We start from the raw sequence: 21,340 nt of genomic DNA, 5'->3' as shown, positions 1-21,340 counted from the left end.
TAACTAAATATAGGATATGAATATTATGCGTACATCTACAGATTTTAGCCCACTTTACCGTTCATTTATTGGTTTTGACCACTTAGCGGGTTTGATAGATAAAGCCTCTAGAGCTGATAAACAATCATCTTACCCTCCATATAATGTTGAACTGCTTGCAGAAGATCAATACAGAGTGACTATGGCAATCGCGGGATTTGCCGAAGATGAGTTAGAAATTGAATCAAAACAAAACACATTAATTGTTACTGGCATAAAAACAGGCAGTAATAACAAAGGCGAACAAAAATTCTTACATCAAGGTATTGCTGAGCGTAACTTTGAAAGAAAATTTCAACTCGGCGATCATGTAAAAGTAACAGGCGCTTCTATGGAGCATGGTCTTTTACATATTGATTTAGAAAGAGAAATACCAGAAGCACTTAAACCAAGAAAAATAGCCATTAATGGTAAAAATCCATTACAAAAAACAGTATCTAATATTCAGGAGGCTGCCGCTTCTTAATATGATATGACAAGTGTTTCCCCTTATTTATTTTTGCCCAGCTTTTAGCTGGGTTTTTTTACGCCTAAAAATTATTTAACAATCTCTAATAAACTCAGCTATTTTCGGCTGTATTATACTGGCATGACTTATTGGTCCCATATGTCCAGCTTCAAAACTCACTTCTTTAACGTTATCTAAGCTAGCAACAATCAGTTTTGCTAATGTTTTACTTAATTGTGGGCTTTGATTTCCTGTCATCATCATAACAGGAGATTTAATTTTACTTATATCGTCAGGCCCGTATGTTTCAACAGTTAAACCGATAAAATCTAAATTCACTTTTTCCATATCTTTAGCCATTAATTGCTGCATTCGTTCTGGTAGGCTTCTGAAAAAGCCTTTTGCATTCCAAAAGTCAGTAAATTTTTCAGCCGCTAAATAAAGATCATCAATATTAACTTCTTGAGCAAACTTATTAGCCGCTATTCTTGCTTCACTTCCTTGAGGCAATAAATGAAAAGCGACAGGCTCGTATAAAGATAGTGATAATACCTTGCTAGGATTTTCAACCGCTAACTTTAAACCAAGCGCACCACCACAAGAATGCCCTACAATATGATAAGCCTCATTTGGAATAATTTGTTGTAAAGCTTGTTGGATACGTTGTATCTCAATAGAAAAATTATAAACCTTTGGATCTTTAACACCTTCAGCAGATCCATATCCCAAAATATCTATATTAATCACTTGAAAACTATTTTTTAAACATTCCACTAAAGCCAACCACTGCTTTGAACTACTCAAAGAACTATGCAATAAAATAACGGCCGGCCCCTGCCCTGAAACATGTATTCCTCGGGGTAAATCAATCATTTAATACCTACTTTTATATAACTGAAATGAAAAACTAAACAAAGTTTTCATTAAAACTCTAATTTAAATAGTAGTTCTCCTAGATCAGGAGACCATTGATACTCAGTCATCTTTATTTTATTTCCAAGAACAACAACTTGTTCATCTTGTAATAAATTTTTCTGTTTAATAAATAACTCACTTCCCGTAGGAAAAGAAATTTTCCCTTGTGAGTTTATCACTCGAAACCAAGGAACCTTTTGATTATTCCAGCCATTATTGGGCACCTCACCTAAGGCTTTTCCAACTAATCGTGCGCGGCCCGGTAATCCTGATAAATCAGCAACCTGCCCGTAACTAGCTACACAACCAAAAGGAATAGCCTGTACCGTTTTCCATATTTTTACATATTGTTTGTTAACAGGCTGTTTATTCACATCTTGCGATGTAATTACCATGGTAATACTTGACCAGTAGAATGTTTAAAAACACCGGTTTCTTTTAAAGTGAGTCCATGAATTAAATCAACAATTTTTACCGCAGCTTCATTTGCTGAAATATCACCATTATTATTTACCATCTCGGTTTGAACATAACCTGGGTGATAAATACCTACCGCAACATCTTGAGAATATAAATCTTTACTTAACGACATAGCTGCAGCATTTAACGCGGCTTTAGACATACGGTAACCATAACGCCCGCCAGATTCATTATCGGCAATAGAGCCCATGCGTGAGGTGATCATCGCCACTTTACCATCTAAATTTAAATTACACTGTAACGTATCAACAATATTTAATGGTGCTAAAGCGTTCACTTCAAATTGCTCTCTAATCGTGTCGAGATTTATATCTGCTAAACTTTCATCCCTAAGAATTCCAGCATTACAAACCAGTATATCAATGCCTATACCACTCAAAGCTTTCTTCATATTCTTAATACCTTGAGTGGTAGCTACATCAATATCTGTAATAACATGCACACCTAAATTATTTAGCTCTTCTGAAGAGTTTCTACACAAAGCATATACAAGATGGCCCTGTGATTTAAAAACCTCAGTCATTGCTAAACCAATACCACGATTAGCGCCAGTTATTACAATCGTTTTCTTCATAATATTTCCTTAGCCTATTTATAAGCAGTACATTAAAAACTTTATTACACTATGAGCGCCATAATATAAGTAACCTTTATTGCAAACAAACAAATTTATAAGCAAATAATAAAAATAAATATTTATTTTAATAAATAACGAAAATTTAAAACTTTTGTATTTTACAGTACAAAAACTTAGTAAGAGTATGCTATAAATAATGTACTTATCTTTTTCGCTCGACTAAGGCGCAACTTACTAAATAAACTTCAACTTGTGTTATTTCCGTAAAAATTCAAAGTATTTTCCTGAATATAGAGAGTAAGTATGAATAAAGCCTCCCCATCTGTAGAAAAATTGGCAGAGCTTGTTGGATTCCATAAAAATTACGTTAATAGTTTTGGGATCAAACAAACACCAAAAAAAGAAGCACTAGCATCATTATTAAATGCAATGGGGTTTAACTTAACCAGTGAACAAGTACTCGCTGAACAAATACAGACATTACAAGAAAAGCAATGGCGGAATATTTTACCAACTACTCATATCATAAAAAGTACGAATAAAACGCCTTTTATTCCTATTAGCATACATAATTCGGGAGTTCAGCAAACAATAAGCTGGACAATAACAACTGAAAATGGCGATTTATTTAATCAACACCTTGATACTTCAAACTTAGAATTAATAGACACAACAAAGTTAAACGAAAGCACTTTTTCCAAATATCAGTTACCTATTCCTCAGATAGAAGAGGGTTATCACAAATTATCAATAAAGTGTGGAGAACAACAATCCAATTGTCATTTAATTGTAGTACCCGAAACATGTTTTAGTGCGGAAGAAGCTCATAAAAATAAAGTATGGGGATATACAGCTCAACTATACTCTATACGAAGCGAACAAAATTTTGGTATGGGAGACTTCGAAGATTTAAATAAATTAATTATAGGCGCTTCTAAACAAGGAGCCTCAACTGTGGGGCTTAATCCATTACACCCTTTATATCAAAATAATCCAGCACACATCAGCCCTTATTCACCAACGAGCCGCTGTTTTATAAATACTTTATATATTAATGTACAAAATGTTCCTAATTTTTCAACATGTCAACTTGCCCAAGAAAAATTTAATAACGAAGACTTCCAAACAAAACTAGCCTCAGCACGATCAAGTCAGTTAATAGACTACCCTGCGGTTGCAGAGTTAAAGTTTGAATTATTAGAAATTCTATTTGATGACTTTATTATTTCTCCGCAAGAAATAAATGATTCTATAAGACAAGATTTTATTTGTTTTACTCAAGAGCAAGGGGAAGATTTATTTACACTAGCCACTTTTGAAGCACTTTATGAACACTTTAGAGAATTGGATCCTTCAATTTATGACTGGAAAGCATGGCCAAAAGAATACCAGTCGCCTAACACTCAAGCGGTAAAAATATTTCAAGAGTTACATGCAACACGTATTCAATACTTTATGTATTTGCAGTGGTTAGCCCACGAACAATTAACGAATGCGGCAAACCTAACACAGACTCATGATATGCCAATTGGATTATATTTAGACTTAGCTGTTGGTTGTGATGGTTCAGGCGTTGATGTTTGGTCAAACCAAGAGGTTTATGTATCTGGTGCTGCTATAGGTGCTCCGCCTGATGCTATGAATACACTAGGTCAAAATTGGGGCTTAACACCAATGAACCCTGTTGCTTTAAAAGAACAAGGCTACCAACCATTAATTAAAGCTTTACGCTGCAATATGCAATACGCCGGAGCCTTACGAATAGACCACATATTAGGATTAATGCGTCAATATTGGATTGCTCCTGAAATGGGTGCACATGAAGGTATTTATATCACTTTCCCGCTAGATGATATTTTAAGTATTATTGCTTTAGAATCACGTCGTTCTCGCTGTGTTGTTATTGGTGAAGATTTAGGAACCGTTCCTGAAGGTTTTGGTGAAATAATAGCTAAGTCGGGTTTATTGTCTTATAAAGTGCTTTATTTTGAACGTTGGTGGGAAACAGGTTTATTTAAACGCCCTGAATTATACCCAAGTCAGTCAATTGCGACTGTTTCTACTCACGATGTTCCTACATTGGTGGGTTGGTGGGCTAGCCGCGATTTAACATGGCGAAGAAAGCTAAATTTATATCCAAATGATGAACTAAAAGATCAAGAACAAATTGACCGTATTAAAGATCGTCATTGCCTAATCGATGCATTAAAAGACGTTGGTACCTTATCTGCTGATGATGTTAATAGTGAAACATTAGAAATAACCAACTCACATCTTAATATAGCTGTTCAAAAATATATTGGGTTATCAAAAAGCCATATACAGTTAATTCCTTTAGAAGACGCTCTAGAGTTATTAGAACAAGTTAATATTCCTGGCACGATTGATGAGCACCCTAACTGGCGTCAAAAACTTCCGATCATATTAGACGAACTATGGAGTATACCTTCAATCTTAAATATCGCGTCACTTATGAATGAGATTCGACCTAAATAAAGGAAGTATTTTAAACAGGGATTAGTTAAAATTCCCGTTTAAAATACAAATAAATAATTAATCCTCACACTAAAATCTATGGCCAAATCAATCATCCAACATTCTATTACTAGTTTTGGTATATACGACAAATGGGAAGACACCAGTAAATCACTTCCTAAAATTAAAGAATTTACCGTTAGTGTACCCGCTAAAATAGATATCGAATTTGGTTTTATTATCAACATAAAAAAAGGAAAAGGTAAAAAAATAACTTATTGTATTTATCATCCCAACATTCCTGATGACGATGGCACTGTAATGCCACCTTTTACAGGTGACATGTATATTAGGGATAATAACTGGAATTTTTATTTAGGTGATACAATATGGGCTCCTATTGATAATAAACTAGGCGATTGGCGTATGACTATTACGTGTGACAATAAAATTATTGCTGATAAAACATTTATAGTTGACGAGCCCAATGAGCTTTTAGAAGCATCATTCTGGAAAAGAGCAGGATACTAACACTACGCTTTAGCTCTCGGATAAAGTGAATAATTCATCTGCTGCGGCGTTATCTATTAAAAACTGTTCAAAGTCGCTCTTTTTAACCGGTTTAGAAAAATAATAGCCTTGTCCGTAATCACAGCCTATATCCCTTAATATATCTCTTTGTTCTTTTGTTTCTATGCCTTCAGCTATCACTTTAATATTCAGTTTTTTAGCCATAACCACCATAGCTTCGCATAACGCTAAATCTTTACTATCGTCAGTCATTTTTTGAACAAAACTTTTATCTATTTTTAAGTAATCTGTTTCATAATTTTTTAAATAAGAAAGTGAAGAGTATCCTGTACCGAAATCATCAATAGAAATGGGGATCCCTGATTCTTTCACTAGAGTTAACATATCAGTAACACCTTTTTTATTTTCCATTAAAAGGTTTTCTGTTATTTCAAAAGCAATTGAGCCTAAGCTTTCTTTTTCCTTTTTTAATAAATCCATCCAAGAAATTATATTTCCTGAGTTCTTTTTATACTGAATTGGAGAGGTATTAATACTGATTTGAAAATTAGCATTAATACTTTCACGCCATTCTTTTACGTCTAATAGCACCTGATGAAAAACAAAATCACTAATTTCAATAATTAACCCGGTTTCTTCTGCAAGCGGAATAAAATCTAATGGGTTTACCGTTCCACGTTTAGGGTGCTGCCACCTAACCAACGCTTCAGCTTTATAAATAATATTAGTTTGTAAGTTAACAATAGGCTGGTAAACAACAAAAAACTCCTTATTATTTATCGCGTGACGTAAATCCTGAATTAGTTGCATTCTTTCTACGGCTTGCTCTCTCATTGACTGAGTAAAATAATGATAGTTATTTCGTCCTAAACTTTTAGCTCCGTACATTGCTTGGTCTGCATTTTTTAGTAAATCATCTATATCTACGGCATCATCTGGATAAATAGTAAGACCAATGCTCACAGCACTATGTACCACTTCACTAAAAAGATAATAAGGTAAAGAGATAGATTTTCTTAGTTGTTCTGCAACAACTTCTACGCCTTTAAAGTCTTTAAGGTTAGACATAATAATAACAAACTCATCCCCCCCCAACCTTGCTACAATATCGTTTTTACGAATACTTTGCTTTATACGTTTAGCGGTTTCTTTTAATAAAGCATCGCCAATATGATGACCTAAAGTATCATTTACATCCTTAAAATGATCTAAATCTAAAAAAGCTAATGCTATTTTTTCATTATCTCGTTCAGCTCTGGCAATCAATTGTGTTAAATGGCTACGCATCATATTTCTATTGGGTAATCCAGTCAGATTATCAAAGTTTGCTTGTTGCCATATTAATAAGTGATTTTTCTCCCTCTCAATAGATATACTCGCTAAATGTGCAAACTGTTCTATGAGTAAAAAATCCTGCGAGGTAGGTATATATTGAGCACTATGGTAAAGACTAAATACACCAATAACCTCTCCTTCCGAACTTACAATAGGTTCAGCCCAGCATGCATTTAAGCCTGATTTTTCAGCCAATTCAGCAAGTAAAGTCCAACGATGGTCTGTACTAATGTTTGCAACAACAATTCTTTTTTCATAAAAAGCTGCAGCTCCGCAAGGCCCTCCTTCAGGGCCAATTTCCATCATATGAGTTTTTTCTAACATAGCTTTAGGTAAACTAGGCGCAGCACCCGTTATAAGGAATTTTTTAGATTTATCGAGGAGGGATATACTACATATAACATCGGAACTTTCTTGTTCGACACTTTTAGTAATAAACTCTAAAACAACAGGCAGTTTATGAGACCCCACAATAAGCTCTAATGTTTTATTACGAAGACGCTCTAGTCGCTCACTTTTAATTAAGGACATATGTTGCTGGCTTATATTACGAGCCGAAAAGTAAGCAAAAATATTTGCCATAAGTAAGGTAACGATGATGGTACTAAAACTGATTAAAGAGGTTTGATTAAAGGTTAAAATACTCACAACAATCATGAGTACAGCACTAAGAACCAGTGCTAAATTAATTCGGAATAGATAATAAGAAGCAATAATTACTGGATATTCCCAGTAAATTTGACTAACCCCCTTCAGCCAAATAATTAACACTACTCCTAACATAGAAGATATGCCTAAAAAAACACTGACTTTTTCTGTATTTCTGGTTTTATAAACGTAATAAAAAGTACTCGATAATGCGAGAACAATCACAGCATCCAGCAAAGCATGTACCCATTCTTGCTGGTAAATACGAATCAACATAAAGAGGGTAATAACTATAATCCCAGAAGAGGAACTAGAAAGGAGTAGATACTCTTTAATTGAACGTTTACTCATTATCGAATACCTGTTGCGCTTTCAAAACATAAAATCCTTTTTTATTTGTATAGTAAGAAATTTACTTCCTCAACAACAACGCTTACACCTTATTAAAAACGTAAGCAAAGATAGTCTATAAAACGTTCACAATGTATACATAATAGTCCTAAACGTTAATTTAGCCAAGTAATTACGATTAAATCAACTTTATTCAACAGTTGGAATAACACATTAAAAACTAGAGCATGTTTACCTTTTGGGTATAAATTTCGTTTGAATGAAACTGTAAAGCAATGCTAGTTGCATGTCTGCTGCGTTATTATTTTCTTAGTAGAATAATTACATATCAAAACAAATCCTTGCATAAAGGCCAAACGAGCTATTGTAGGCTAAAAAATATATCGCAAAGATCAACAGCCCCTAATTTTTGTTACATAAAAAATGAGTGAATAGGTAACTTCAGCTTGAAAGTATCGTCCTTCAAATTTATGATGGCTGTAAATCCTTTCTCTGATGAAGTAAATTTTACTTTATCGTTACTTATTCTCTTTACAGGTATTCTCCTTGGAACATTTAATTTGGAATATTGACCCCGTATTAATCTCTTTTGGCGCTGTAAAAATCCATTGGTACGGTGTTTTATTTGCCTCTGCCATACTCTCTGGTTTGCAGGTAATGAAATGGATTTATAAAACAGAAAATATTAACCAAGAATCTTTAGACACCTTATTAGGTTATGTTGTTTTTGGAATTATTATAGGCGCACGATTAGGCCATTGTTTTTTCTATGATCCTAGTTATTACTTCGCAAACCCAATGAAAATATTAGCAATATGGGAAGGTGGATTAGCCAGCCATGGTGGCGGCTTAGGTGTTATATTAGCTATCGGTTTGTACGTTAAAAAATATAAAGTCAGTTATTTATGGATTTTAGATAGACTTGCAATTGCTACTGCTTTATTTGGTGTTTTTGTACGTTGTGCAAATTTTATTAACTCTGAGATACTTGGTGTTACAAGTAATGTGCCATGGGCTGTTGTTTTTGCAAGAATCGATAATTTACCAAGACATCCTGCACAGCTTTACGAAGCTATTTCCTACTTATTTATATTCATCATTTTACTTGGCTTATATAAAAAGTTTAAAAGTCATTCACCAAAAGGATTATTACTAGGTACCTTTTTAATTCTTACCTTTACCGCTAGATTTTTAATTGAATCTGTAAAACAAAAACAAGCGGCCTACTCTTCAGAGTTTATTTTAAATACAGGGCAAATGCTTAGTATTCCATTCTTTATTGCTGGGATTATGCTAGTTATGTTTGCGTGCAAACAACTAAAGACTCCATCAACCAATACAAATAAGAAGTAGACTAGCATGAGTAAGAAGCATTATGTCATTTGGAAAGGTCAAAAAACTGGAGTTTTTGATACTTGGAGTACCGTACAATCGCTAGTTGCAGGCATGAACAATGCTCAATATATGGGCTTTCCTTCTAAAGCCGAAGCAGAAGAAGCTTTTAAAGAATCATATACTAAAGCCTTAATGAAACGTTCTTTATCAACTGGTAAAAGTACGCCTTCAAAAACAACTACATCAGCTAAAAAAGTCCCACTACAAAACAAAAGTTCAACGCTAAACTTTGCAGATATTAACATATACTGTGATGGTGCGTGTTCACCTAATCCAGGGAAATCAGGTTCAGGTATAGCAATTTATCAAAAAGAGCAACTCATACAACTTTGGTATGGTCTATATGATAAAAACGGCACAAACAATACAGCCGAATTAAATGCGCTTCATGAAGCTTTAAAGATTGCTGCAGTTCATATTAAAAAAAGTCAAAACGTTCAAATCTTATCAGATTCAAAATACTCAATTGACTGTATAACAAAGTGGGCGAAAGGATGGAAAAATAAAGGTTGGACAAGAGGCAAAGGAGAAGAAATAAAAAACTTGGAAATAATACAAGGCTGTTTTTCTCTTTATGAAACACTTAAAAGTCATTTAACCATCACTCACGTAAAAGGACATGCCAATATAGAAGGTAACGAACTCTCTGATAGAATGGCTGTTTTTGCACGTATTAATGCTGAAAAGGACTTTGTTAAATATACACAGTCTATTGATATTAAAGAAATATTAGCTATGGCGTCAGGTTAAATAGTTGATTTTCAAATAAAGTACACCGGAATTTTTGTCAGTTTTTTTTACAGTTAGTAAGTATCAAAGAAATAAATAATGTCTAATCACTTGAAAATAATGAACTAAATTTCACAGGTATGATCTGTGCTTAAGTTTCTATGGAAAATAAATAATTTCAATAAGGAAATGTTATGCTTAAAAAAAATTTAGTTCAATTATCATCAGCTTTTCTATTATCTACCGCTATTCTATCAAGCGCATCAGCAACAACAATAAACCTCAGTTATAATTCTAGTGATTTTGCAACAGCAAAAGGCGCGTTGGCATTAGAAGGTTTTAAAAAAGCAGCTAACTTTTGGGAAAACCAGTTTACCGATAATGTTCAAATTAACCTAAATATAGGCTTTGGCTCTCTTGGTGCAGGTGTTCTAGCGCAAGCAGGTTCCACTAGGGTTGATCTTTTATATCACAATGTAGCCAACGCTTTATTCACAGATGCAACTTCAGCAGCAGATGTTGTTTCAGTAAATAATTTAGAGTGTAGTAATTTAGGTCAAGCTTATTGTGGTATGAGCTTTTTAGATACTGAACAAGACATTAACGGATTTGACTATACAGAAATAGACAATGATGGATCAGCTAATGGTCAAGATGATAACCATATGGTTTACATGACACAAGCTAACGCAAAAGCTTTAGGGTTCTCATCAGATGTTTACGGTAATGCTTTTTCAGCTTCGGATGCGGCACTAACATTTAGTAGTGATTTTGCATTTGATTTTGATTCAAGTGATGGTGTTGATATCGATAAATGGGACTTTATTGGCGTGGCTATTCATGAAATAGGCCATTCATTAGGTTTTGTAAGTGGTGTAGATTTTTATGATTTTTATGATGATAACACCCTTGATTTAGATAATGTAGGTGGAGTTGCCGCCACAATGGATCTATTTCGTTTTTCTACTGAAAGTGCAGCACTAGGCCTCAAAGATTTTAGGCCAGGTGGAGACAGCTACTTTTCAATAGATGGTGGTAAAACTAACATAGCACCTTTTTCAACAGGTAGAACCAATGGTGATGGTCAACAAGCAAGTCATTGGAAAGACAACTTAAATATAGGAGCTCTTGATCCTACTGCAGCACCGGGTGAATTTGTAGATGTAACCCCTTTCGATTTATTAGCATTTGATGTTATAGGCTGGGATCTTAAATCTGTAACTGGAGTGCCTGAGCCAACTACGCTAGCTTTATTTGGTTTAACTTCATTTGGGATGTTTTTCCGTCGTAACAGAAAAGCTAAATAATATTAGTTTGATTACTTGGATCTATTTTCATACAAAAAAGCGCATCTTGCGCTTTTTTCTTCTTTAGCTAAAGCGGTTAATTACATTCTTAACCGAGAATTACCAACAGGAGAGTTTTCTTTGCGTTTGAGAGAAAACACTCCCACTTTACCATCGCTACCCGCACCTAAAAACAATTCGTTATTACTTGCTATAGTATAAAAACCAATATCATTTTTATTGTTTTTTAATGGTTGCCACGTCATTCCATAATTAAATGATACGTCGCTCGATAACTTACCCGTAATAATACAAATACTTTTAATACAAGACATTGCTGTACGTAACCCCCTATTACCACTCCTAAGTGAAAAAACTTCATCTCCTTTAACCAAAGATAAATTTTTATACTTCCCACTTCTATTTTTATAATCCCCCCCAAGCACAAAAGCATTACCTTGATATTGGTATAAACCATACCCCCCAGCTGTTAATGTTTCATCAAACAAAGGAAGTTTAATCCTTTGCCAATTCTCGCCATAATTAGAACTTATATATAATGATGCCTGCTTACCTCCCGTGGTAAACCAAGCCTTACCATTTTCACCAACAATTAAAGTGTTACCGCTTGCAGCAAAAGCAGATTCGTTATCTAATATTGCAGGTAAGTTATTTTTTTCAACACGACTCCATGTTTTCCCACCGTCTACAGTACGTTTTATTACATAATAGCCATCAAGAGGATCTCCTAAAAGCAAACCATTTTTTTTGTTCCAAAACCCTATCGAATTATAAAACCCCTTCTCTTCTTGGTTTTGATTTAATAATTTCCAATGATTCCCCCCATCTTGTGTAATAAACAACACTGATTTTTTTCCACTTCCCGCTCCCATAACTATTGCTGTATTTTCATCAAAGACTTCAATGTCTCTAAAGTCATATAATATTTCACTAGATATCGAACGATTTTGCCAAGAAGTTCCGCCATTATGGCTAACAAAAATAGAGTTATTTGTACCGGCAACCCATAACGAATTTTTATATATACCACTTGCTCTTAAAGAGGGTGTATTATCTATTGTGCTCATTTTCCATTGAGGTAAGTCAATGGTCATTTGAGTAGCTTTAGCGCCCAAAGAGAGTAATAAAAAGATAATACAAATCGCACAGGATATTTTTAAGTTATCCTTTGATTCCTTTAGAAAAAATATATTTGAATTAACATCCATAACATTAACCTTTAAAAAATAACAATTTAGATAAAAATAAACTAAGATTAACAGAAGTTAAAATTTAATAAGCTGTTGTAAATTAATTAAAATTGAGTGATAGTTATAGCATAGTAAAGGACTAATAATGTCATATTTATATATGAGCTGTAACTTAGCAATAAATTATAATTAAAACTTATGTTACATATTGATCAAAAAGTAATTGAAGATATAGAGCGTGGCTTTTCCATTCCCGCCCAACCCAAATTACTTAAAAAACTTCAAGGATTAATTGCGCAAAAAGAGCCTGAGTTAAATCTTATCGCTCGTACTATAGCGCAAGATGCAGCTGTATCTTCCACTATATTAAAAACCATCAATTCGCCTGTTTATGGTTTATCTAGAACAGTTTCTGACATACCCAAATCAGTTCGTTATATTGGTTTAGAAGGCATAATAATCTTAGTCACAAGCAGTTTACTAAAACAAGTCTTTAAACAGGAAGACTGCTCAATCGCATTAGAAGATTTTTGGATAAATTCAACCAATATAGCGAATGTTTGTGTACATATAGGTAACTCACTAAAACAAGCTATCTCTAAAGATATTTTATTTTCTTTAGGACTTTTCCATGATTGTGGTATTCCTATTATGGCAATGAAATACTCTGAATATCATCAAACATTTCAACATGCCTTGGAAACTCCTGACGTTTCAATAACATCAATTGAAGATACTACTTACAAAGCAAATCACGCAACTATAGGCTATTATGTTGCCACCTCGTGGCGATTACCTAAAGATATTTGCCAATTGATTTTAGCTCATCATGAAAGAGATTTTTTAGATAACCCATTCAGCCGCCTTCAAAAATTTTATTTTTCTATTTTAAAAATGGCTGAAAATATTGTCCATCAAAAAAGATATAACACTGACACGCCTGATTGGACTTTTCTAAAAGAAAGAGTCTTAAAAATACTCGTATTAAATGAAGATGAATATCTAACGTTATTCAATAGTTTTGAAGAAATAACAATCTAGCGCTAACTTATCTTCAGCTGTTATTTAATAAAATTTGACCAGTTATCTAAAAACGCTTTGAAGTCTTCAATACCGCATTCAGCAGAGCTATCGTAGTCAGTATTTAAGTCTTCTTCAAACTCAGCACCATTATCTTTATCAAAATGTTCAAACTGACTATTGGCAATAATTTTTACAGAATCTTCACTAAAAATAAGTGTGTATTCCATGCCTATTATTGTAATGTCGCTTTGTTTTCGATCCTTAACATTGGCGATCGCATCTAATAGGATGCTTATTTTTTCAATATTTTTACCAACCTCAACTTCTAGCCAAGGCCCCATAATTTCATGTTCCATAGAAAATCTAGCGCTAGCTGATCCCGTAAATGAATCATGAATAAATTCGTATTCCATAAATTCCTCATAATTAAATATACCGATTATATCAAACTTCCCCACCTCTCTTTTGATAAATTATTTAACCTTAAAAAAACACATTAAATAAAACGTATTTTTAATATAAGTAATATAATAAAAAAGAATTCATCATATCTATACTGGTTCATACCGTCATTATTAGCTAGAAGATTAAAAAATACATCTTGATTTTCAACAGTCACATAATTCAAAATAACTAACGCTTCTATCAGGTATATTTTTCATGAATAGTCTTTATTTTATCAAATGATTCATAGTAGATAAAAAATCAGGTAAAATAGGGACAAATTTTGTCCTGGCTAATGACCCTGTTATTAGCATTTTATAGCTAGAGAGAGTATCAAATGAGTCTGTATTTAGAGTATATAGCAGAAATTGAAAGTCGTAAAAAGGAGCTTGGTTTAGCGCCAAAGCCTATTGATAGCGCTGAATTATTAGCTGAAATCATCGAACAAATCAAAGATCAAGGGAATGAATATCGCGCAGATTCTCTTAACTTTTTCATTTACAATACTCTGCCTGGTACTACAAGTGCAGCTAGTGAAAAAGCAAAATTCTTAAAACAAATTATTTTAGGTGAAGAAACAGTAGCAGAAATTACACCTGAATTTGCTTACGAATTACTATCACACATGAAAGGTGGCGCATCTATTGGCGTGCTACTCGACCTAGCATTAAGCGATGATGTTGCCTTATCAACGCCAGCAACCGCGGTATTAAAAACACAAGTATTTTTATACGATGCAGATACAGCGCGTCTTGAAGCGGCTTACAAAGCAGGCAATGCCGTTGCTAAAGACATCTTAGAAAGCTACGCTAACGCTGAATTCTTTACCAAGCTACCAGACATTGAAGAAAAAATTGAAGTAGTAACTTATATCGCTGGTGAAGGTGATATCTCAACTGATTTACTTTCTCCTGGTAACCAAGCACACTCACGTGCTGACCGTGAATTACACGGTAAATGTATGATATCTCCAGAAGCTCAAGACGAGATCCAAGCTTTACAAGCTAAGCACCCTAACGCAAAAGTAATGCTTATCGCTGAAAAAGGTACTATGGGTGTTGGTTCTTCACGTATGTCGGGTGTGAATAACGTTGCACTTTGGGCTGGTAAACAAGCAAGTCCATACGTTCCATTTATTAACATAGCTCCTGTTGTTGCTGGTACAAATGGTATTTCTCCAATATTCTTAACGACTGTTGATGTAACTGGTGGTATTGGTCTTGATCTTAAAAACTGGGTTAAGAAAGTAGATGCGAACGGCAATAATGTTGTTGATGAAAATGGCGATGTTGTTTTAGAAGAAGCTTACTCAGTTGCTACTGGTACTGTATTAACTATTGATACTAAAGCTAAAAAATTATTAAACGGTGATAAAGAACTAGTTGATATCTCTTCTGCTTTCACTCCACAAAAAATGGAATTCATGAAAGCGGGTGGTTCTTACGCGGTTACCTTTGGTAAGAAGCTACAAACTATTGCAGCTGAAGTACTAGGAATTGAAATACCTCAAGTTTATGCACCTTCTAAAGAAATCTCTCATGCAGGTCAAGGCTTAACAGCCGTTGAAAAAATATTTAACAGAAATGCTGTAGGCGTTGCTTCTGAAACTGATCTTCACGCAGGATCTGATGTTCGCGTTAGAGTTAACATTGTAGGTTCACAAGATACTACTGGCCCTATGACATGCCAAGAGCTAGAAGCGATGGCCGCATCAACTATTTCTCCATTAGTTGATGGCGCATATCAGTCTGGTTGTCACACAGCATCAGTATGGGACAGCAAAGCTAAAGCAAACATCCCTAAATTAATGAGCTTTATGAACAAGTTCGGTTTAATTACAGCGCGTGATCCTAAAGGCGTTTACCACGCAATGACTGACGTAATTCATAAAGTACTAAATGATATTACCGTCGATGATCGCGCTATCATTATTGGTGGTGACTCGCATACTCGTATGTCTAAAGGCGTAGCATTTGGTGCCGATTCAGGTACTGTTGCAATAGCTCTTGCGACAGGTGAAGCGGCTATGCCAATTCCAGAGTCTGTAAAAGTAACATTTAAAGGCAAAATGCAAGGTCACATGGATTTCCGTGATGTTGTACATGCTACTCAAGCACAAATGCTTAAACAGTTTGGCGGTGAAAACGTATTCCAAGGTCGTATAATCGAAGTACACATTGGTACTTTATTAGCTGACCAAGCGTTCACTTTCACCGATTGGTCTGCAGAAATGAAAGCAAAAGCTTCAATCTGTATTTCAAATGATGAAACTTTAATTCAATCAATTGAGCTTGCTAAGAGCCGTATCCAAATCATGATTGATAAAGGTATGGAAAACGAAGCGGGTACACTTAACGGTTTAATTGCTTTAGCTGACAAACGCATTGAAGAAGTTAAATCAGGAACTACTCCAGCATTATCACCAGACGACAACGCCAAATACTACGCAGAAGTTGTTATTGATTTAGATGTTATCGATCAACCAATGATTGCTGACCCTGATGTGAACAACGAAGATGCATCTAAGCGCTACACCCATGATGTTATTCGCCCTGTTTCATACTACGATGGCAAGCCTGTAGATTTAGCGTTTGTTGGCTCTTGTATGGTTCACAAAGGTGACATGCAAATCATCGCTCAAATGTTACGTAATATTGAAAAACAAAACGGCAAAGTAGAATTTAAAGCGCCATTAGTTGTAGCTCCACCAACTTACAACATTGTTGATGAACTTAAAGCGGAAGGCGATTGGGACATCTTACGTAAGTACTCTGGTTTTGAATTTGATGATGCAAACCCGAAAGGTGCAGCACGTACTAAATACGAAAACATCATGTATTTAGAACGTCCTGGCTGTAACTTATGTATGGGTAACCAAGAGAAAGCTGAACCTGGTGATACAGTTATTGCTACTTCAACTCGTTTATTCCAAGGCCGAGTTGTTGCGGATAGTGCTGAGAAAAAAGGTGAATCATTACTAGGTTCTACACCGCTAGTTGTACTTTCATCTGTACTGGGTCGTTTCCCTTCAATCGAAGAATACAAAGCTGCGGTAGAAGGTATCGACTTAACTCGATTTGCTCCTCCTACAGAAGAGATGAGCACTAAATACGTACCTATTAAAATGGTATAAATATTACTAAGCTAAGTACTTTATTTGGAAGATAGGTAAGGTACTTAATTAGAAATAAAACAAAAAAAGGGTGACCATTTTAGTTGAGCGAGTTAACACTTGCGAATAACTAAAATAATCACCCTTTTTTATTTCTGTAAAGGAAGAACAGACAACAAAAATGAATATTAACTAAGCTGTATGATAAAGATTTAACCTTTGTTCAAACTTGGCTTACATTCAATATTCGCTTGTAACGAAGCAGGAATAAAACTCTTGATATATTTTTCATCATTGTAGGTTTCAATACCATCAACAATTTCAATTTTAAAACCATAGGCTTTACAAATCTGAAAAGATTGACGAACTAAAAAAGCCGAAAGTGTTGAAAATCGCGTTCTATTGGTAGAACGAACAATTAAGCTATAGTTGTTATCACTTATTTTATGTTGCTCAAACTGAACTTGATGATCAAAATCCCAAGCTTTACCTTCCGATACTTCTGACTCTCCCTCTAAAATATGAGCACACCCTGTCATACATAACATAAAAACAATAAGTATCGATTTCATTTAATCTCCTAAAAATAAAAAACTCGTGGTATTGGATAATCACGATATACGTAAGAATACAACACAACGAGTTTTAACACACTATCAATACTGAATATGTATTGTTTAGCGCTTATCTAGCTATTTAATAGCCATTTTATTCTTGATCATTAAACAACGTTCATCATTTTGTAAAGCAACCAACAATGAGCGTTTAGTTCCTGAAGATAAATCAGTTAACGTATCTGCGGCTTTTTGTAAACGCTTAACACTTTGTGACGAACAGTTTGCAGGAATAAGATAACGACCATAACTTCTCATAAAGGTGTGATCATTAGCCGCATCGATACTTGCTAAACTGTTTATACGCTGATCTGCCGTTTTTTCATCTAAACTGTTTTGATCAGATGTATATAAAGCGGTCATAGCTGAGCGTAATTTTGAAAACGGTAGCTCTGAATCATTCTGCTGTATTTTAGCTAACCAACGCGTTTTAGTTGATTCATCTGGTGTAATAACTTCAGCATAAATAGCTGACTTCAATCCCGTATCAGAACTATCCTTTTCTAACTCGGCTGTTATTAACTTATCTGCATTAGGGTATTGATAGCGATTTAGCTGCGCAATAATATCCCAACGTAAATCTTGATTAACAACAAGCCCGTCAATAACCTCATCACCTTTCAATACAGCGTATAAGTTACTTAAACTTGATGCTGAACTGGTTATGGTTCTGTAAGCTTCAAACCATCTACGCATATTACTGCCAGAACTCTTTATAGTATTAGCCCATGCAAGCTCTTCTAACTTTTGTGTCATCTCTTTCGCATAAGCGTTATTTAAACCATACATTTTATTTAAATAAGTTTTACTTGTTTCAAGCTGGCTAATCACTTGCCCCAAAATGGTATAATCGTTTTCGGCAGAGATGTTGTTAATGGCAACATCTAAATATTCATTAAGTGGTAACTGTCCGTCACGAACACTGTCCCACAAACTTTGCCATAACATTGAACGTAAAAGTGGATCTTCTACTTTATTCACATGTTGTTTAGCTGTTTTAAAAGAAGCTTTGTCTAATTGAACTTTAACAAATCCCCAATCTTCATAATTTGGGTAAACAAGATCAGGACATTGAACACCTTTTAATTCATTAACTTGAGTAGTTTTTCCCTTATAAATATAAGGTAGTGCTTTTGTTTGCTTAAGTTTGTCACCTTTAATATTAAATAGCGCAAGTTGAATTTTTTGCTCACGTAAAGTTGGAAACTTAATATCTGCAGATTGTTGTATTTCAAACGAGCTAATCACATTATTTACACATTCAAAATTCACATTAATGGTATTAACACCTGCTTTGTATAACCACTGATCTTTCCATGTATCTAAACTACGGTTACTCGCTTTAGCTAAGCTTGCAATGAAGTCATCTAAAACAGCATTTTTATAAGCATTTTCACTAAGGTATTGATGAATCCCCTTTCTAAAAGTATCTTTACCTAATAAGTGACGTAATTGATTTAAAGCTGAAGCCCCTTTTGAATAAGTGATCGCGTCAATATTATCGAAAGCATTAGCTGTTGATGGAATAGCAACTTCTATAGGATGCGTTGTTACACTTTGATCTGCACGATAAGCCGCCTGTTTACCACCCGTATAAAATGAGCGCCATGCTGCGGTAAATTCTGTAGCTTCTGCTGTAGCTAAAGTTGCCATGAAAGCAGCAAAACTTTCATTTAACCAAAGTCCGTTCCACCATTTCATGGTAACTAAGTTACCAAACCACTGGTGAGCCATTTCATGCATAATAACGTTAGCTAATCTTTCACGTTTGCTTTTGCTCATTTCACCATTTGTTAAAAAGCTACCTTCAGCAAAAGTGATTGCAGCCGCATTTTCCATCGCACCGTACAAAAAGTCAGGCACGAGTACTTGATCATATTTAGTAAATGGGTAATCAACACCGTAATAATTTTCGAAAAAAGTTAAGCCTTGTGTCGTATATTTAAACCAATCGCTGGGTTTAATTTGCTTAGCGACTGATTGACGTACAAATAAGCGTAATGGGTATTTAGCATTATTGTCTTCCCATACTTTATATGGCCCAGCATGAAGAGAAAAATTATACGGGCTCAGCTTTGGCGTTTCATCAAAGTGCCATACCTTAAGTTGACCTTTTTCTTCAACTCGGCTTTCCTTCATTGCGGTAATAACAGACCAATCAGCAGGAGCAGAAACCGACATAGTATAAGTAGCTTTTAAGTCAGGCTGATCAAACAAAGCAAACATTTGCTGTGCCGCCGCTGGTTCAAAATGCGAGTATAAATAAACTTTGCCATCAACAGGATCTTTAAAGCGGTGTAGCCCTTCCCCATCAGTACTATGCTCACGTGTAAAGCTAATACTTACTACGTTCTTACCTTTATTTAATGACTTTGCTGGTAAAGTAATAAACCATTTATTATATGTTGGTTTAACTGACTTTCCGTTTACCATTAATGCATTAATTTCTGCATCGTTTAAATCGACCGTTAAAGGTGTTGAATTATCTTTTAATGAAAAATCGATAACAGAAGTTGCTGAAAACTGACTACTTTCAGACAAAGTAAATTGCAGGTTGTAATGAACATCTGACACGCGCGACGAACGTAAATAAGCTTGTTCTTGCGATAAATACGCATTTTCAGCTCTTGGTGGAACAGTCGTTGTTTTTTCACTTTTGGAGTTATAACTTGATTGACAAGCCGATAACAATAAAACAAAAAAAGAATAAGCTACAGGTCGAAACAAATTCATTTATAAGTCCTTATAAAATATATTTATATTATGTAACGCTCACTATAAAAGAGACGGGGATGAGTTAAAAGAGACTATCGATAAACAAACGAGCAAATAAGATAGGAAGTTTTATCGAATAACAATTTATTATCGAGCCTAGCTTGGTATAGCACTAACAAAAAAGCCCCTAAAAAGTGCTTTAATACAGAAATGCTAAAAAATTATTAACCTAAGATCGGCTTAATAAATGTTATTCTAGCAGCTATTTTTACTCACTTCGGCGTTAAATCCACTTGCAATAGGCCAGCTATTGACGCGTAAATTTGCCTTGAATTAAGTAAAAGTATCAAGCTAGAAGCGAGGTAGTATTTAAATACTTATTTTTCAATTAGTTAACTACTTCTTAAACCGAACTCAGGTTATTTAATAAAACTGTTTACATTAGTTTCTAGTGGGTAGTAATGATCTGCATCTTCAATTTTCATCAGCTTATCTTCAAGCCACCTTTTTTGAACACCTTCACTGTAATTCAAATAAAGCTTATTATCATGAATATGAAAAGCTTCCGGATCTATACGTACCGTATCGCCTTCGTTTGCCATTGCATAAGCACACCAACCACCATATTGCGGCGCATATTTTTCTGGATTAGCTTCAAACAAAGCTTTATTTTCTTTATTATCAAAATACCAGTAAGCATTATGCCATTTAACCTGAAAAGCTTTATCACCTTCAATAGCTTTATTTTGAGTAAAGTAAGCAACGGTATCGTAACCATCAATCGCAATATTATTAAAGCGCCCGGTGTTAACCGCATCATCAACGGCAAAAGCAGGCAAACTAAAAAACATCAAAACAAAAGTAACCGCTTTAATTAACTTTTTACCTAAAAACATATTTTGTTTCCTAATAAATAAACAACTACTTAATAGGATAGGCTATAGATAGCTTTTATTTCGCAATAATTTAATTATTAAAGACGGTCGATATAAAATATAAAGGTAACTATGTA

The 21,340-nt window shown here is 34.5% G+C and carries 17 protein-coding genes; 8 read left to right on the top strand and 9 right to left on the bottom strand.

All coding sequences use genetic code 11. The features are described 5' to 3' along the window. Nucleotides 1-25 precede the first annotated feature (25 nt). Nucleotides 26-505 carry an Hsp20 family protein gene (locus ACM9HF_RS18215; protein ID WP_473612730.1) on the top strand — a complete coding sequence of 160 codons (480 nt, stop codon included), beginning with the start codon at nt 26-28 and terminating at the stop codon, nt 503-505. Between the two features lie 75 nt (nt 506-580). Here the strand turns inward: ACM9HF_RS18215 and ACM9HF_RS18210 are convergent, their stop codons facing one another. The 3 genes from ACM9HF_RS18210 to ACM9HF_RS18200 are packed head-to-tail and all read right to left on the bottom strand — an operon-like array spanning nt 581 to nt 2,456. Continuing rightward, nucleotides 581-1,360, bottom strand: coding sequence for an alpha/beta fold hydrolase (locus tag ACM9HF_RS18210; RefSeq protein WP_473612726.1), 780 nt, complete (start codon nt 1,358-1,360; stop codon nt 581-583). 50 nt (nt 1,361-1,410) lie between these two features. After that, nucleotides 1,411-1,797, bottom strand: a complete 387-nt coding sequence (locus ACM9HF_RS18205; RefSeq protein ID WP_473612722.1) for an MGMT family protein — start codon at nt 1,795-1,797, stop codon at nt 1,411-1,413. Continuing rightward, on the bottom strand, nt 1,791-2,456 hold the full coding sequence (locus ACM9HF_RS18200) for an SDR family NAD(P)-dependent oxidoreductase (RefSeq protein ID WP_473612719.1): 666 nt from the start codon (nt 2,454-2,456) through the stop codon (nt 1,791-1,793). Before ACM9HF_RS18200 ends, ACM9HF_RS18205 begins: the two co-directional genes overlap by 7 nt. Nucleotides 2,457-2,762: 306 nt before the next feature. Here ACM9HF_RS18200 and malQ point away from each other — a divergent pair, with 306 nt between their 5' ends. After that, nucleotides 2,763-4,955 carry a 4-alpha-glucanotransferase gene (malQ, locus tag ACM9HF_RS18195; protein ID WP_473612715.1) on the top strand — a complete coding sequence of 731 codons (2,193 nt, stop codon included), beginning with the start codon at nt 2,763-2,765 and terminating at the stop codon, nt 4,953-4,955. Nucleotides 4,956-5,033: 78 nt separating this feature from the next. Then, nucleotides 5,034-5,465 (top strand): DUF3859 domain-containing protein, encoded by a 432-nt coding sequence (locus ACM9HF_RS18190; RefSeq protein ID WP_473612711.1) that lies wholly within the window; start codon nt 5,034-5,036, stop codon nt 5,463-5,465. Between the two features lie 9 nt (nt 5,466-5,474). On the opposite strand, the gene ACM9HF_RS18185 is transcribed toward ACM9HF_RS18190, so the two are convergent. Beyond that, complete coding sequence (locus ACM9HF_RS18185; RefSeq protein ID WP_473612707.1) at nt 5,475-7,799, bottom strand: putative bifunctional diguanylate cyclase/phosphodiesterase; 2,325 nt, start codon at nt 7,797-7,799, stop codon at nt 5,475-5,477. Between the two features lie 546 nt (nt 7,800-8,345). Between ACM9HF_RS18185 and lgt the strand changes: the two genes are divergently transcribed. The 3 genes from lgt (at nt 8,346) to ACM9HF_RS18170 (ending at nt 11,230) form a co-directional block, all read left to right on the top strand. After that, on the top strand, nt 8,346-9,152 hold the full coding sequence (gene lgt / locus ACM9HF_RS18180) for a prolipoprotein diacylglyceryl transferase (protein ID WP_473612703.1): 807 nt from the start codon (nt 8,346-8,348) through the stop codon (nt 9,150-9,152). Between the two features lie 6 nt (nt 9,153-9,158). After that, complete coding sequence (locus tag ACM9HF_RS18175; protein ID WP_473612700.1) at nt 9,159-9,944, top strand: ribonuclease H family protein; 786 nt, start codon at nt 9,159-9,161, stop codon at nt 9,942-9,944. A gap of 173 nt (nt 9,945-10,117) precedes the next feature. Next, nucleotides 10,118-11,230, top strand: a complete 1,113-nt coding sequence (locus ACM9HF_RS18170) for an NF038122 family metalloprotease (RefSeq protein ID WP_473612696.1) — start codon at nt 10,118-10,120, stop codon at nt 11,228-11,230. Between the two features lie 80 nt (nt 11,231-11,310). On the opposite strand, the gene ACM9HF_RS18165 is transcribed toward ACM9HF_RS18170, so the two are convergent. Further along, the gene (locus ACM9HF_RS18165; protein ID WP_473612692.1) at nt 11,311-12,438 is read right to left on the bottom strand and encodes a WD40/YVTN/BNR-like repeat-containing protein; all 1,128 of its coding nucleotides are present in this window, start codon (nt 12,436-12,438) and stop codon (nt 11,311-11,313) included. Between the two features lie 180 nt (nt 12,439-12,618). Here ACM9HF_RS18165 and ACM9HF_RS18160 point away from each other — a divergent pair, with 180 nt between their 5' ends. Next, nucleotides 12,619-13,461 carry an HDOD domain-containing protein gene (locus ACM9HF_RS18160; protein WP_473612688.1) on the top strand — a complete coding sequence of 281 codons (843 nt, stop codon included), beginning with the start codon at nt 12,619-12,621 and terminating at the stop codon, nt 13,459-13,461. A 20-nt stretch (nt 13,462-13,481) separates the two neighbouring features. On the opposite strand, the gene ACM9HF_RS18155 is transcribed toward ACM9HF_RS18160, so the two are convergent. After that, nucleotides 13,482-13,856 (bottom strand): YacL family protein, encoded by a 375-nt coding sequence (locus ACM9HF_RS18155; RefSeq protein WP_473612685.1) that lies wholly within the window; start codon nt 13,854-13,856, stop codon nt 13,482-13,484. Between the two features lie 368 nt (nt 13,857-14,224). On the opposite strand from ACM9HF_RS18155, the gene ACM9HF_RS18150 reads away from it, so the two are divergent. Then, complete coding sequence (locus ACM9HF_RS18150; RefSeq protein ID WP_473612680.1) at nt 14,225-17,020, top strand: bifunctional aconitate hydratase 2/2-methylisocitrate dehydratase; 2,796 nt, start codon at nt 14,225-14,227, stop codon at nt 17,018-17,020. Between the two features lie 191 nt (nt 17,021-17,211). Here ACM9HF_RS18150 and ACM9HF_RS18145 read toward each other — a convergent pair whose 3' ends face one another. The 3 genes from ACM9HF_RS18145 to ACM9HF_RS18135 form a co-directional block, all read right to left on the bottom strand. Beyond that, nucleotides 17,212-17,571 carry a hypothetical protein gene (locus ACM9HF_RS18145; RefSeq protein WP_473612677.1) on the bottom strand — a complete coding sequence of 120 codons (360 nt, stop codon included), beginning with the start codon at nt 17,569-17,571 and terminating at the stop codon, nt 17,212-17,214. A gap of 120 nt (nt 17,572-17,691) precedes the next feature. Further along, nucleotides 17,692-20,346 (bottom strand): aminopeptidase N, encoded by a 2,655-nt coding sequence (pepN, locus tag ACM9HF_RS18140; protein ID WP_473612674.1) that lies wholly within the window; start codon nt 20,344-20,346, stop codon nt 17,692-17,694. Nucleotides 20,347-20,747: 401 nt separating this feature from the next. Continuing rightward, a complete protein-coding gene (locus ACM9HF_RS18135; protein WP_473612669.1) occupies nt 20,748-21,224 on the bottom strand; it encodes a YHS domain-containing (seleno)protein in 477 nt (158 codons plus the stop codon). Nucleotides 21,225-21,340 lie beyond the last annotated feature (116 nt).

Origin of the sequence: Colwellia sp. RE-S-Sl-9, assembly GCF_048296855.1 — a bacterium.
Classification (GTDB): Bacteria; Pseudomonadota; Gammaproteobacteria; order Enterobacterales; family Alteromonadaceae; genus Pseudocolwellia.
The sequence above is the reverse complement of the archived record's forward strand: the minus strand, read 5'-3'. Positions and strand labels throughout refer to the sequence as shown.